13 protein-coding genes are annotated in these 13,286 nt (G+C 35.5%); 4 read left to right on the top strand and 9 right to left on the bottom strand.

All coding sequences use genetic code 11. The features are described from left to right. The first annotated feature begins 29 nt into the window (after positions 1-29). Positions 30-803 carry a hypothetical protein gene (locus AB9K26_RS04360; protein ID WP_369971319.1) on the top strand — a complete coding sequence of 258 codons (774 nt, stop codon included), beginning with the start codon at positions 30-32 and terminating at the stop codon, positions 801-803. A gap of 166 nt (positions 804-969) precedes the next feature. Here AB9K26_RS04360 and gldC read toward each other — a convergent pair whose 3' ends face one another. Together gldC and gldB are read right to left on the bottom strand one after the other, a co-directional pair. After that, a complete protein-coding gene (gene gldC, locus AB9K26_RS04355) occupies positions 970-1,308 on the bottom strand; it encodes a gliding motility protein GldC (protein ID WP_369971318.1) in 339 nt (112 codons plus the stop codon). Then, the gene (gene gldB, locus AB9K26_RS04350) at positions 1,308-2,267 is read right to left on the bottom strand and encodes a gliding motility lipoprotein GldB (RefSeq protein WP_369971317.1); all 960 of its coding nucleotides are present in this window, start codon (positions 2,265-2,267) and stop codon (positions 1,308-1,310) included. Before gldB ends, gldC begins: the two co-directional genes overlap by 1 nt. A gap of 104 nt (positions 2,268-2,371) precedes the next feature. Between gldB and nadE the strand changes: the two genes are divergently transcribed. Both nadE and AB9K26_RS04340 read left to right on the top strand, forming a co-directional pair. Continuing rightward, positions 2,372-3,160: an NAD(+) synthase gene (gene nadE, locus AB9K26_RS04345; RefSeq protein WP_369971316.1), complete on the top strand. Its 789-nt coding sequence runs from the start codon at positions 2,372-2,374 to the stop codon at positions 3,158-3,160. A 129-nt stretch (positions 3,161-3,289) separates the two neighbouring features. Continuing rightward, a complete protein-coding gene (locus AB9K26_RS04340) occupies positions 3,290-3,919 on the top strand; it encodes a response regulator (RefSeq protein WP_369971315.1) in 630 nt (209 codons plus the stop codon). Here AB9K26_RS04340 and dnaG read toward each other — a convergent pair. From dnaG to AB9K26_RS04305, 7 genes are all read right to left on the bottom strand, one after another. Continuing rightward, complete coding sequence (dnaG, locus tag AB9K26_RS04335) at positions 3,916-5,886, bottom strand: DNA primase (RefSeq protein ID WP_369971314.1); 1,971 nt, start codon at positions 5,884-5,886, stop codon at positions 3,916-3,918. The genes AB9K26_RS04340 and dnaG overlap by 4 nt on opposite strands. Before the next feature lie 158 nt (positions 5,887-6,044). Further along, the gene (locus AB9K26_RS04330; RefSeq protein WP_369971313.1) at positions 6,045-7,154 is read right to left on the bottom strand and encodes a hypothetical protein; all 1,110 of its coding nucleotides are present in this window, start codon (positions 7,152-7,154) and stop codon (positions 6,045-6,047) included. A 50-nt stretch (positions 7,155-7,204) separates the two neighbouring features. Continuing rightward, complete coding sequence (locus tag AB9K26_RS04325) at positions 7,205-7,987, bottom strand: hypothetical protein (protein ID WP_369971312.1); 783 nt, start codon at positions 7,985-7,987, stop codon at positions 7,205-7,207. Further along, entirely contained in the window at positions 7,974-8,537 is a 564-nt protein-coding gene (locus tag AB9K26_RS04320) for an RNA polymerase sigma factor (protein ID WP_369971311.1), read from the bottom strand. The genes AB9K26_RS04325 and AB9K26_RS04320 overlap by 14 nt, the downstream gene beginning before the upstream one ends. A gap of 72 nt (positions 8,538-8,609) precedes the next feature. After that, the gene (locus AB9K26_RS04315) at positions 8,610-9,587 is read right to left on the bottom strand and encodes a polyprenyl synthetase family protein (RefSeq protein WP_369971310.1); all 978 of its coding nucleotides are present in this window, start codon (positions 9,585-9,587) and stop codon (positions 8,610-8,612) included. A 49-nt stretch (positions 9,588-9,636) separates the two neighbouring features. Beyond that, entirely contained in the window at positions 9,637-12,159 is a 2,523-nt protein-coding gene (locus AB9K26_RS04310) for an alkaline phosphatase family protein (RefSeq protein ID WP_369971309.1), read from the bottom strand. 5 nt (positions 12,160-12,164) lie between these two features. Continuing rightward, positions 12,165-12,323, bottom strand: a complete 159-nt coding sequence (locus tag AB9K26_RS04305; protein WP_369971308.1) for a hypothetical protein — start codon at positions 12,321-12,323, stop codon at positions 12,165-12,167. A gap of 82 nt (positions 12,324-12,405) precedes the next feature. On the opposite strand from AB9K26_RS04305, the gene AB9K26_RS04300 reads away from it, so the two are divergent. Next, positions 12,406-13,227 (top strand): T9SS type A sorting domain-containing protein, encoded by an 822-nt coding sequence (locus AB9K26_RS04300; RefSeq protein WP_369971307.1) that lies wholly within the window; start codon positions 12,406-12,408, stop codon positions 13,225-13,227. Positions 13,228-13,286 lie beyond the last annotated feature (59 nt).

The raw sequence follows: 13,286 nt of genomic DNA, 5'->3' as shown, positions 1-13,286 counted from the left end.
TAAACGAGACCTCATAAAACCAACTCATTATGAAAAGTTTATATATTACATTAAGTTTTGTTTTAATTTCTATTTTTTCTTACTGCCAACAACTAGCTTTCCAGAAAAATATTAATTATAAAGCTCAGTTTTTACAACAAAGCATTAACGCCCAAAAAGATAGCCTGATTCTTAAAAGTACTGGTGATAAGATATTACAGGTCGACATTTTTAACGATAAGTATTCTAAAAGTGTAGATGTGAATAGTAATGTTTCCAAGATTAATCTTACTTCTATTCCCAAAGGTAAATATGTAGTTCAGGCAAGAGTTGACGGAAAATGGATCGTAATGTACATGGATAAACGAGAGGACCATAAAATAACACCTCTAACAGGTAAGGAAATAACAACAAATAATACGATTGCAACTCCTAAGCAAAACAGAATGAATTCTGCCAAAACTCAAACACCTACTTATTTTTGGGTTGTAAGTGAAAGCAATTCCAATTTTGGCTCTAACAAATCGATGCGATTGGAACACAAAGATGATATTGCTAAACTAATTTCAAAACATAAGTTGGAGAAAAAATCCAAAATAGGTGAAAATAATACCTTAGCTATTTATGAAGTTTACAATACTTCAGAATTTATGGATAAGCAAATGAAAAACCCAGACTATTATAAGTATGCCGAAAATTCTTCTTCTTTCAATGAAGAACCTCTGTTTGCAACGAATACTAGACCTCTTAAAAGCAGTGTTGCAGTAAACTCAGAAAGAAGTGTTGCAATCAATGAGGAAAGTAACTCAGATTTTGGTCTTTAATATCTCTTTTTGATAATAGCTTATAAACAATAAAACATTAGTCACTTTCATCCATTGGAAAGTCTGACTAATGTTTTTTTCAATTGTTGATTAATAGCAACACAAAGTTAACTTATGGAACTCCGTTCATTGTAAAGCGAAGTTTATTGAACCGTTAATAAATGCTTTAGCTTTTTTTGAGTTCTAACTTTTCAGCAAAATAATCACAGAAATCCATCATTGTTGCCGACATTTTCTCATCTTGGGTAGCTCTGTGGAAGGTCTTGCTCATTTCTACTAAAGTTTGATGAAAAAACACTTTCATTTCATCAACTGGCATGTCTTTGGTCCATAAATCTATTCTCAACGTCTCTTGCGCCTTACTATCCCAAACGGCAAGCATCATAGCCTTGGCTTCTTCTTTAGAAATCCCTCCATCTTCGGCAGTCCAATGCAGTTTTTCTGGCACTCTGTTCTCATCTAATTCAACCGTTAACTCTATTGTTGATGTATAGTTTTTTCCCATTACTTTGGTGGTTTATAATTTGATTTGTTAAATATTTCTACAGCATCTTTTTTAAGCATCTCCATCAATGGAACCTCATTCTTTTCCATATAAGCCCTTACAATTTGCCAACCTATATATTGCCCAAGCCGACCTGGTGATTCTCTATCCAATTGTAGGTAAAATTTAGAGAATGGCGCATCAGCAATAAAGCGACCTGGAAGACTTCTATCTGTACTGTACAAATATTCATTTTCAATAAAATAGGTCCAAATTTGATCTTCATTAGCTTTAGCAAATTCCAGTTGCTCTTCTGTATAACCTATTTTGGTTTCATCTGACCTAAAAGGTATCACTCGATCCATGAAGTACAATTGCTTTCCAAAATAAACCATATCATCCAACAACGTTTTTTGCTGGGATTGGAAGATGTGTTTTTGGGCATATGTTTGAGCCAAATCTGGTATAATTTGAGAGGGCTTCATGTTCTGGGTCTTATACTTTGGAATATTCCCATAGAATTCATGTGCACTTCCTAAGTAATTATCTAAGGCAATCAATACAATCGTATCGGTAACAATCACACTGGTTCTGTATTCAACATCATTAGTTAAAGTGATTACTCTTGGAACCGTAAACATTTGATCATAATATTTCAAATGCTGGAACAGCCTAAATAGCTCATCTTCCGTATTTGAAAAATCTCCAAAAGTTTTATCGACCTCAAATAACAACTGCTCTTGTAAGGTGTCATTCATTCTATTGATCCAAACAGAATCAGGCACTTTTTCAGAAAACAAAAAAGGAAAGGCATTCTTTAACTGAGGCAAATCCTTAGGAGTAGCATTGGCAAAGGCACGATCAAAGCGTTCTACCAAAACATCTAATTCTATTTTAGAAATTTTCTGTTCTATTTCGTCTTCCTCTTTACAGGACACGAAAACAAAAAATATAACAAAAATGGTCAACAATGATCTCATATTCATCTTCAAAAAACTTAAGCGATATTAATTTTTATTACTAACGCTATTGCTTTATTTTTGTTTTGCAAAGGTAGTGTTCTTTGTGTAAAAACACATTAAAAATGCAAACAGAAAAAGTAGTTCAACACATTGTAAATTGGTTAAAGGATTATGCAACCAATGCTAAGGTTAAAGGATTTGTTGTTGGGATTTCTGGTGGAATTGATTCTGCTGTCACCTCAACTTTATGCGCTAAAACCGGATTGGAAGTTTTGTGCATTGAAATGCCAATCCACCAAGCAAAAAGCCACGTAAGTCGTGCACAGGAACATATTGCTCAATTAAAGGCAAGATTCCCGAATGTGAAAGATACAAGAGTTGACCTTACGCCTGTTTTTGAAGAATTCAAAACCGAAGTTTCTTTGGAAGGCAAGCAAACGACAGTTGATATGGCTTTAGCGAATACAAGAGCTAGGCTTCGAATGACAACCTTGTATTACCATGCAGGTTTACTCGGGATGTTAGTGGCTGGAACGGGTAACAAGGTAGAAGATTTTGGAGTTGGTTTTTACACTAAGTATGGTGATGGTGGTGTTGATTTAAGTCCGATAGCAGATTTATTGAAATCTGAAGTTTATGCCATTGGAGAATTTGTAAAGGTTCCCGAGTCGATTATGAAAGCTGCACCAAGTGATGGACTGTTTGGTGATGCAAGAAGTGATGAGGATCAAATAGGCGCTTCCTATCCTGAATTGGAATGGGCAATGGCTCAAAAAGATTTAGGAAAAACTGCTCAGGATTTTGAAGGAAGACAACGTGAAGTATTTGAAATTTTCACCAGATACAATACAAATAATCAACACAAGATGCTGCCGATTCCTATTTGCATTATTCCTAAGGAATTAAAGTAAATGCTGAATAAATAGGTGCAAAAATCAAAACTTGTTGATTTTTTTATTAATTTTACTACTAGTAGTCTCCACAATTACGAACTTAATTTTACTAAGTTCAAGCCTTATAAACCAACTAAAAACTAAATCATGATTAAGGTATTAGTAGTAGACAGCCATCCTATTGTTCGGAAAGGCTTCGAACTCTTATTCAAGGACCACGATGACATTCAAGTTATTGGAAGTGTTGGAAGTGGTGTTGAGATTTTTGAGTTTGTGAGACGGCATGATGTTGATGTCATCATATCAGAAATTGAATTACCTGAACTTAATGGAATTACTGCCTTACGAGCCATTAAAAAAGAACATCAAAGCATTAACATCATTATGTTTAGCTATCATCCTGAAGAGATATATGCCATTAGTACCATAAAGGCAGGTGCTTCGGGTTATGTTTCTAAATCTGCTTCTATAGATGTTATTGAAAAAGCCATTCGCTTAGCCCATAAAGGTGAAATGTATCTCAGCGAAAAAATGGCTAAACATCTCAAATATGACGAAACTAAAAAAACACGAAGCAGAATCTACAAACGCTTATCGACACGTGAAGTTGAAGTCTTAAAACTCCTATCATCAGGAAAAAAGAACAAGGAAATAGCAGAAGAACTTGAAATCAACGAAAAAACAGTAAGTACCTATAAAGCCCGATTATTCAAAAAATTGAATGTCACTAATTTAATTGATTTAGTAAACCAAGGGAAGCACATGGATTTGGTTTAAGCTTTAGCGCCTACAACTTTTCCAAGTTTTCTAGACAGCAACATTTTTAAACTCAAATAGTCTTTTACATCTTCGAGGATTGCTTTAGAATTGGTGTTTTCCCGAAGTGTCTCATTCTGATATTCTGCCACTTTCTTATCGATTAAATAACAACGTAAAGTCAAAATGGTTTGGTTAACCAATTGTGCAATCCCATGATTTTTTTCTTTAGGAATGATGTTATTTCGTTCCCAATCGTGAAGGTCGTAACGTTCGTCTTCCATTAAAATGGTCGTAACTTCTTCAGCTAGATCTTGATTTAACTTACTTACAAAATTACGAGTTGAAAAGTCAGGCTCTTGATGCAAGGTATCAATAATTGAATAATACAAGCTCTTGAATTTCGGATTTGAAAACTGCATTTCATCTTCTTGTAAATCCAAATACACTTTTTCAAACACCTTAGCATTATGAACCACAGGTTCTAACTGAAGCGACCCTTCCTCATCCTCTTTTAAAACCAAATCTTCAAAATCTTCTGTTTTGTTTCCATACAACAGCAGAATTTCAATAATTTTTCTTTCCAATTCATACTGTAGATCAATCTTCCGCGACTGTGTTTTAGGCTTCACAACATCAAAGGCTTTTTGTTGCTGTGCTTGATAAGCCTTATTGAGATCTTGTCGCTCTTTTTTATTGATTTGTGCCAAGGTACTGAACAGCACCTCTTCACTAATATCCATGATTCGGGAACATTCCTGGATATAAATCTCTTTTTTGATTTGATCAGGTATTTTTGAAATGCTATTGACAATATCTCGAATGGTTTCTGCCTTCTTTATCGGATCATTTTTTGATTCCTTGATAAGAAGTGAAGCTTTAAACTGAATGAAATCCTTCGCATTAGATTCCAAATAAGCAGTCAACTCATTCAAGGTATTTTGCTTTGCAAAGCTATCAGGATCTTCACCTTCTGGAAAGGTGCATACCTTAACATTCATTCCTTGTTCCAAAATCAAATCGATTCCTCTTAGTGAAGCTCGAATTCCAGCAGCATCACCATCAAAAAGCACTGTAATGTTCTTGGTCAATCTGTTGATCAATCTGATTTGTTCAGGAGTTAATGCAGTTCCTGAAGAGGCGACAACATTTTTAATTCCAGTTTGATAAAACTGAATAACATCTGTGTAGCCTTCGACCAAATAACAATTATCCTCTTTAGCAATTGTTTTTTTGGCATGGTAAAGACCATAGAGTATTTTACTCTTTTGATACACCTCACTTTCAGGAGAGTTTAGGTATTTGGCAGCTTTTTTATCGGTTTTCAGAATACGGCCTCCAAATCCCAAAACGCGACCACTCATACTCAAGATAGGAAACATGACACGACCTTTGAAACGATCGAATTTTTTTTCTTCCTTAACAATGGTCAATCCCGTTTTTTCAAGAAATTCCAATTGGTAACCTTTGTCTAAGGCTTCATCAGTAAACGCCTGCCAATCATCAAGTGAATAGCCTAAATTAAACGCCTTAATGGTTTCGTTCTTAAAGCCTCGTTCCTTGAAATAACTCAATCCGATGGCTTGACCTTGATCGGTTTTGAATAAAATCTTTTGAAAATACTCATTAGCAAATTCATTGACCAAATACAGACTTTCACGAGCATTGGCTGCTTCCTTTTGTTCATCTGTCTGTTCGGTTTCATCAATCTCAATGTTGTATTTCTTAGCCAAGTATTTAATGGCTTCAGGATAAGTGAAATGCTCATGCTCCATCAGGAACGACACTACATTTCCACCTTTTCCGCTGGAAAAATCCTTCCATATTTGTTTCACTGGCGAAACCATAAAACTTGGTGTGCGCTCATCACTAAACGGACTCAAGCCTTTAAAGTTACTTCCCGATTTCTTCAGCTGTACAAAATCACCAATAACCTCTTCTACTCGAGAGGTTTCAAAAACTTGATCTATGGTACTTTGTGAAATCATTTAGAACAATCAAAAAAGGCATTTTTGCTTTAAAATAAAGCATTGGTAAATTTAAGATAAAGTATTTGTTTTAAAAACTTAGGACACAAAAATACTTTAATAAAAAAGTCTTGACCATAAATGACCAAGACCTTTTTTGACTTCTTAGAATTAAACACTTAATCGAAATCAAATCGCAATCCAAGTGAGATATTATTTTGGTCTACGGCTTGGTTTTTAAACACCGTATTCAAATCGTATTTCATATACAAACTGATTTCATCAATACCAACATAAGCACTAAGTCCATAGATAAAGTCTGAAGTATTATAGTTTCGCTTGATTTTTTGTTTGACACGATCACCATCTTCCTTAAATCGTAGCTTTTGTTGTGTCCCAATATTGAATCCTGCATAACCTCCAACTCCAAATTTGAATTGTTTGTTTGTAGTGTACCTAAAATAGTTTTTACGTTCGATTTTTTTGGAAGGACCAAATTCAAAGTGAATTGGGAACACTAAATTGGTTACCCTAAACTCAGATTCCTTGAGCTCACCAGGAAATGCTTCCAAAGTTGTGGTATTTCCATCCTGAACAAAATAACGATCATTTTTCGGTGTGAATTTATTCCATTGAAATGAGAATCCATATTTTAAACGTACGGCATTAGATTCCTTAAACAATCTTGTTTTCCATGCCAAGCCAAGCTCAACATAACCAGAACCCATAACGCTATAGGTATCGCCAAGTTTTTCTCCATCGATTAAGGCATTGTTCACACCCAAAGCAAAGACCAAATCGGTTTGCGTACGCTTGTCATATTTTTTTGGTTTCCGTTTTTTCTTGAAATTGATGATTGTAAAATCTTCGTCGTCATCATCTCCTATGCTTATGACAAACCCTTCACCATTTTCTCTATTATAATTTAAGCCATCATCTTGATTTCGCTCCAATAGAGCAATTCGATTATCGACAATAGCAATACGGTTTTCAATATTTAAAGCTCGTTTTTCTGCCGCTTCCCTCTTTAAAGTATTGGCTTCTTCTATGGTTAAGATGCCTTCGTCTAAACGTTGATTAATTGATTCTACTTCCAATTTCAGAAACTCACGCTCTTCTTCAGCAATGGTTTCCTTTAATTTTTTCAATTGTTCAATCTTAGCCTTTACCGTAAAATCTATGGTCTTATTGGCAGGAATTGAATCCGTTTGTTGTTCCTCTTGAGCACTGACCATACTTACGAAAAGACATAAGCCAATCAGCACTACTGTTTTAGTAATAGTGTTCATAATGTTTGATTTTAATTGATGAATGGGTTAAATAATTGTTTTAAACGTTTTTAATTATTGCGTTCTGCCACTGCGGTTTTAACGGTTTTAAAACTCAACTGAAGCTTCTCAAAAACCTTTGACCTAAAGGATTCCTCCAGTTCTGATTCTACGTCTTGTAACAGTGAATTGGCATTGACCGTTTTTGTAGTTTCGTCATAAATTCGCTGTTTTAAAATATCGCGTTGTGCGTGTTTTAAAAGAGAATCAATTTCCTGCTCGGTAACATTACCTTTGGCTTTTTGCTGCTCAATGATTTCTGCAACGACCTCTTTGACTTTCAATTCTTCAAAACCTAATTCTTTGACAGGAACGGTTGGCATCTCAACATCTGCTTTTTCATTTATTGAGGCAACAGCAGGTTCCGAATCGATTATCTTTATTGGAGTTTGTTGTTTTACAACCGAACTATTGTTACTGGTTTTTATTAGTTCTTCTTTTTTCTTTTCCTCAATAGGTGTTGAAACCACTACATTGTTGTTATCATCTTCTATTATCTCCTTTGGAATGGACTCTTCGACAAACTTTTCATTAGTTGCCTCGATAGATTCTTCCGAATTGACAATAATTGGCATATTACTTTTTGATTCGGGAGATTTAAAAAACTGCGTTGCCACTATAATAACACCTATGATGCTTGCAGCAATACCAAGCCACCAAAACCGAACCGATTTGTTTTTACCATCGTGTTCGTCCAATCGCTTATGCAATGTGTCCCAAGCGCCATCTGAAGGCTGCAAGCTTCGATTCTCGAGCTTCTCTTTTAGTTGTTCTTCAAACTTAATTGGTGCCATAACTTGATTTGTTTATTTCTTTAATTTTTTTCTGAAGTATTTGTCGCGCCTTAAACAATTGCGATTTTGAAGTCCCTTCTGAAATGCTAAGCATCTCAGCAATTTCATAATGTTTATAACCCTCAACAGCATACATGACAAATACCATTTTGTAACCTTCCGGAAGCTCATCAATGAGTTGCTGTATTTGCGCTACCTCAATCTCAGAATTGATGTTGTTGGTTTGTTCATGAACGGTGTAGACATCCTCAACAGGGAACTCTATCTTTTTTTGCTGTCTTAAAAATGAAATGGATTCCCTCACCATAATTCTCCTGAGCCATCCTTCAAAACTTCCTTTATGCTTAAAGGAACTTAAGCTTGTAAACGCCTTAAAAAAACCATTAAGCATAACCGACTCTGCGTGTTGGATATCTTTAATATAATACCTGCAAACACTCAACATTTTAGGAGCAAAAGACTTGTAAAGCTCGTGTTGGGCCTCTCTATCATTTTTTGCTGCCTTCTTTAAAAGCGACACATTGTTATTATGTAACTGAATAACTTTCAACTGTTTTATTTAGAGTCTTCTATTGGTATAGACGTAAATAGATTACAAAAGGTTGCCTAAGCCTAAAAAAAATTATTTTTTTCTATCAATCACATAGTTTACCATGAGCTGTAGAGCCGATTTAAACTCAGATTCTGGGTAGCGTTGAAGGATTTCCAATGCTTCATTTTGAAACGCTTTCATTTTTTTAACGGCGTAATCAAGTCCGTTGTTTTCTTTTACAAACTTGATAACTTCCTTAACGCGTTTCTTATCCTTATTATGGTTTTTAATGGAATTGATCAACCAAGCTTTTTCTTTTTTGGAGCAATTATTAAGGGCATAAATTAAAGGAAGCGTCATTTTTCGCTCCTTGATATCGATGCCAGTTGGTTTCCCAATGGATTCCTCTCCATAATCGAACAAATCATCTTTGATTTGAAATGCCATGCCTATGAGTTCACCAAATTTCCTCATGGTCTCAACATCTTCTGAATTTGGTTTCACCGAAGCAGCACCAAGGCTACAACAAGCTGCAATCAAAGTTGCCGTTTTTTGACGAATGATGTCATAGTAAACCGCTTCTGTAATATCCAGTTCACGTGCTTTTTCAATTTGCAAGAGTTCGCCCTCACTCATTTCCCTAACGGCTACGGAAATGATTTTCAGTAAATCGAAGTCATTGTTATCTATGGAAAGTAACAATCCTTTAGACAAAAGGTAATCGCCAATAAGAACCGCAATTTTATTTTTCCATAGTGCATTGATGGAAAAAAAACCACGACGTCTGTTACTATCATCAACGACATCATCATGAACCAAAGTAGCTGTATGAATCAACTCAATAACGGAAGCACCTCTATAAGTTCGTTCACTAACTTGTCCGTTATTTATCATTTTAGCCACAAGAAACACAAACATTGGTCGCATTTGTTTTCCTTTGCGATTAACAATGTAATGCGTAATCCTGTTAAGCAGCGCGACCTTACTTGACATGGAGAGCAAGAACTTTTGCTCGAAGAGTTCCATTTCGAAGGCTATGGGTTGCTTTATTTGTTCGGTGATTTTCAAACTAATTTACTATACCTCACAAAAATACAGTATAAAATCTTTTATAGAGCTATGATTTATTACGATAAAGTGATTTATCAACGCACTTAGCCATTTCAGATTTCTGTAATGGTTTTCCTATAAAAGACTCGATTTTTTCTAAGGCTTCATTTGTATTATTAAGTACATCTTTATAATTGAGATACATCAATTCAACACCTGGTTCTTTATTTTTCCAGGTTTCAACGAATTTAAGTTGCTTATTAAAGGCTTCAAATAACTCCACAGGTAATACGTCTTGATTTCTACCAATCATTACTTGTTGTGATTTTACTACTTCATTTAAATCCCGATTCATGAAAATCACTTTATAGCGATACTTGTGGTCAAGATGTTTCAATAAAGGTGCAACAACTTTCAAGGATTTATTTTTGGCTTGGCTTAACCAGGAGTTATCCCGTTTTATTGCCATGACTGGTTCAAATTCGAAATATCCTTTTGGGTTGGACTTGTCTGCTTTACGTTTTTCATCAGTCAATGCATCAATACCTCCGCTATGCAGCATTTGCATCATTAACGATGTTCCCGAACGTGGTAATCCTGAAACAATCACAATTTGGTCTTCTTTATAGGAATTGGTTTTCTTATCGACAAAGGACAATTTTTCAACCACATTCTCTAAAGCCATTTTTGGTCTTTGATAGGTTTTTGGCGTTAATCTTGAGGCTGTTTCAAAAGCTAGTTTTGCGTTTTCCAAATCGCCAAGTTTTTCTAAGGCTCTTCCCAAAATATAATGGGCTTTTGAATAATATTTAACCAACTCTATACTCGTAAAAGCTGAATCTGCAGCCTCTTCATACTCGTTGAGCTCAAGATAATTTTCGGCAATAGCTGCATGGTATTTGGCTTTGTCTGGTTCTATTTTGATAGCCTCTTCAAAAGCAGTTTGCGCTTCTTTAAATCGTCCCATTCTGAAATTAACGATTCCTATTTTATACCAGATTTCCGGATTGTTTTGTCGGCCTTCATTTTTAGCATTTTCGAGTACTTCAAGAGCTTTTTTAGGCTTTCCCTTCCCAAGGAGAATGGACGACTCTGGAAAAAACAAAGCGTAGTTAACTTCTGTTTTTACCTCTTTTAGCTTCAACAGATATGACTCAGCGTTGTCAAAGTTATTTTGCTCTAAGCTCAAGGTTATTAAATCTAGATAAAATGGACTGACATCAATAGGATCTTTTTCATCGGTAAGCTTTAACAGAATTTCTTCCGCTTTAACGTAATCTTTTTTCCCTAAATAGACCCTTGCCAAATTATGCTTTAAATCACATTTCGCTTTAACAACCGCCTTTTCAACAGATTCATCAGGCTTTTCAAGATAACCCAATTCAATCAATTGCTTCATGGTTTCCTCATCTGAAAGCGCATCTGTATCCTCTTTTTCGGTAAGTTCACCAAAATCTCCCTTAACATCTTCCCAACTATCTATATAATTGATTTTTTTCTGGTCTTTGAAAATCTCAAGAGCAACTTTTCCATCCATATCCTTTCCAACAGGAAACCCATAGTGATGTAAAATGGTTGGAGCAATATCGATCAATCCTAATCCGTAAATTTTTTCTTGTTTTTTGATGTTTGGACCCGTCGCAACGAAAATACCAAACTGTCTGTGATCAATAGCTGCTGCTGCTTGAACCTTAGGCATTTTAACCAAACGCTTATCGCCAGATTCAAATCCGTGATCAGACATGACAATAACCGTCGTATCCTCATCAACCAATTCTAAAGTGCGCTCTAACATCATATCCTGAAAACGATAGGCACCTATTACAGCCTCTTTGTATATCTCATACTGTTCAGGATTGACACCTTTAAGCATTGGCGGATAAAACTTCATATAGGAATGACAGAAGTGATCGATCAAATCGTAATAAATAGCCATAAAATCCCATTCGGAAGTCCTTAAAAGTCGAGTGGCTGCATTATGGACAGATACATTTTCGGCAAGAATCTTGGCAGTAGGCACCAAACCTCTATTCTTTTCCTGATCAACTTTAGACGCTAAAGGAATAAATGGTAAAATATGCTCTGAGGTAACTTCATGAGGGAACATTCTTAAATCCTTAAAATCCTTCAAGGCTTCTTGCGGATGCACAGTCCCTTTTTCAATAGGTCTAGGTTTTGTTGGGTCTGAGGATACTTTTTGAAACTTGTCAGTAACGACCACGCCATTAATAGGCTCTGCCGGAAAGCTTGGCCACCATCCCACTAAATTACTTTTTAATCCTTGGTTATGAAAAATATTCCAAAGCGCTCTCGATTTTCTGGAATGTGCTGTTACTGGCCTCACACCACTTTCGTTTTCCAAGACTTCAATAAACCCTAAAACACCATGTTTATCGGGCGTTTTTCCTGTAGCAACACTAGACCAAAGCATAGGTGAATAGGGCGGATTCATGGTACTCATATTACCATAAACACCGTTATCAATCATTTTCTTAAGTGTCGGCATTTGTCCTTTAGCCAACAAAGGACCAATCACTTTCCAATCTGCCGCATCCCATCCAATCAATAATAATTTATTCTTGTTTGCCATTCTATCTAATCTTCCTTGCTTTTTAAGTTCGCCTTTTTTTTCTTTTCACGCCACGCTTCAAAGGCGATATCTCCATAAGCCAGCAACCCTAAACTACTTTCCAAAGGAATATCAGAAAGCTTGATTGTAAGCTTATTTTCAGTGTTTTCTGAATGTTTTTTCATGAATAAATTTGTTTTGCCAGCATATAATTTATACTTTAGTTGGAATAAGCTGATAATTAACCCTTAAAAACACCAAAAATATATGAAAAAAACTACTCCTGAAAACCTTTCAAAAAGACTTTTAAAATATGGGGCTTTTTCAGCTGCCATATTAGGAACTGCCAATGCCAGTGGACAAATTGTGTACACAGACATTGCTGATGTTACAGTTGATGGCGCTAACCAGCGTTATGCAATTGACCTCGACAATGATGGTACAGGTGATTATCTATTTGGTGCAAATGGAACCAATTTTGCTTTTATTTTCCCAGCATCAAGTTCTATGGCGTCTGCTTTCAATTCAAACTTAATGGTAGGCTTTTCTTCATATCCTTATGCTTATCCTTCAAATTTAGCTCCTGGAACACCAATTATGGGCTTAAATTCAACTGTTGGTGACCAAAGAGCTGATTTCAACTACTCTAGTTGTGGGTATCCTGGTAGTCAATTCTGTGACGGTATGGATGGATATGTTGGATTCCACTTTTACATTGGTGCTAACCTTCATTTCGGTTGGGCTAGAATTCAAGTAGCAGCTAGTGGTGCTTCAATAATTGTAAAAGATTATGCTTACAATACAACACCAAATGATCCTATTGAAGCTGGACAACAAGCCTTAAGTATTGACGAATTCGAAAGTAACAATACAAAGATTGTAGCTTTAAACAAAAGTATCGGATTGTACAATTTACCACAATCAACAGAATACAGAGTTCTTGATATTACAGGAAAATCTGTACTAAGTGATAGCGTGGAAACTGACACTTATGTTATTGAAGCTAATACACTTTCTAACGGAATTTACGTAGTAGAATTAAAAGATTCTAATTCTGGTGCAGTGATTCGTAAAAAGATTGTACTTTAAATAATACATAGATTTTTTACAAAAGCCTTAAACTAATCTTTAAGGCTTTTTTTATTGGT

Source organism: Psychroserpens sp. XS_ASV72 (genome assembly GCF_041224425.1).
In the GTDB taxonomy this organism is placed as follows: Bacteria; Bacteroidota; Bacteroidia; order Flavobacteriales; family Flavobacteriaceae; genus Psychroserpens.
Note: the sequence above shows the minus strand (reverse complement) of the source record. Positions and strands in the feature narration are given on the sequence as shown.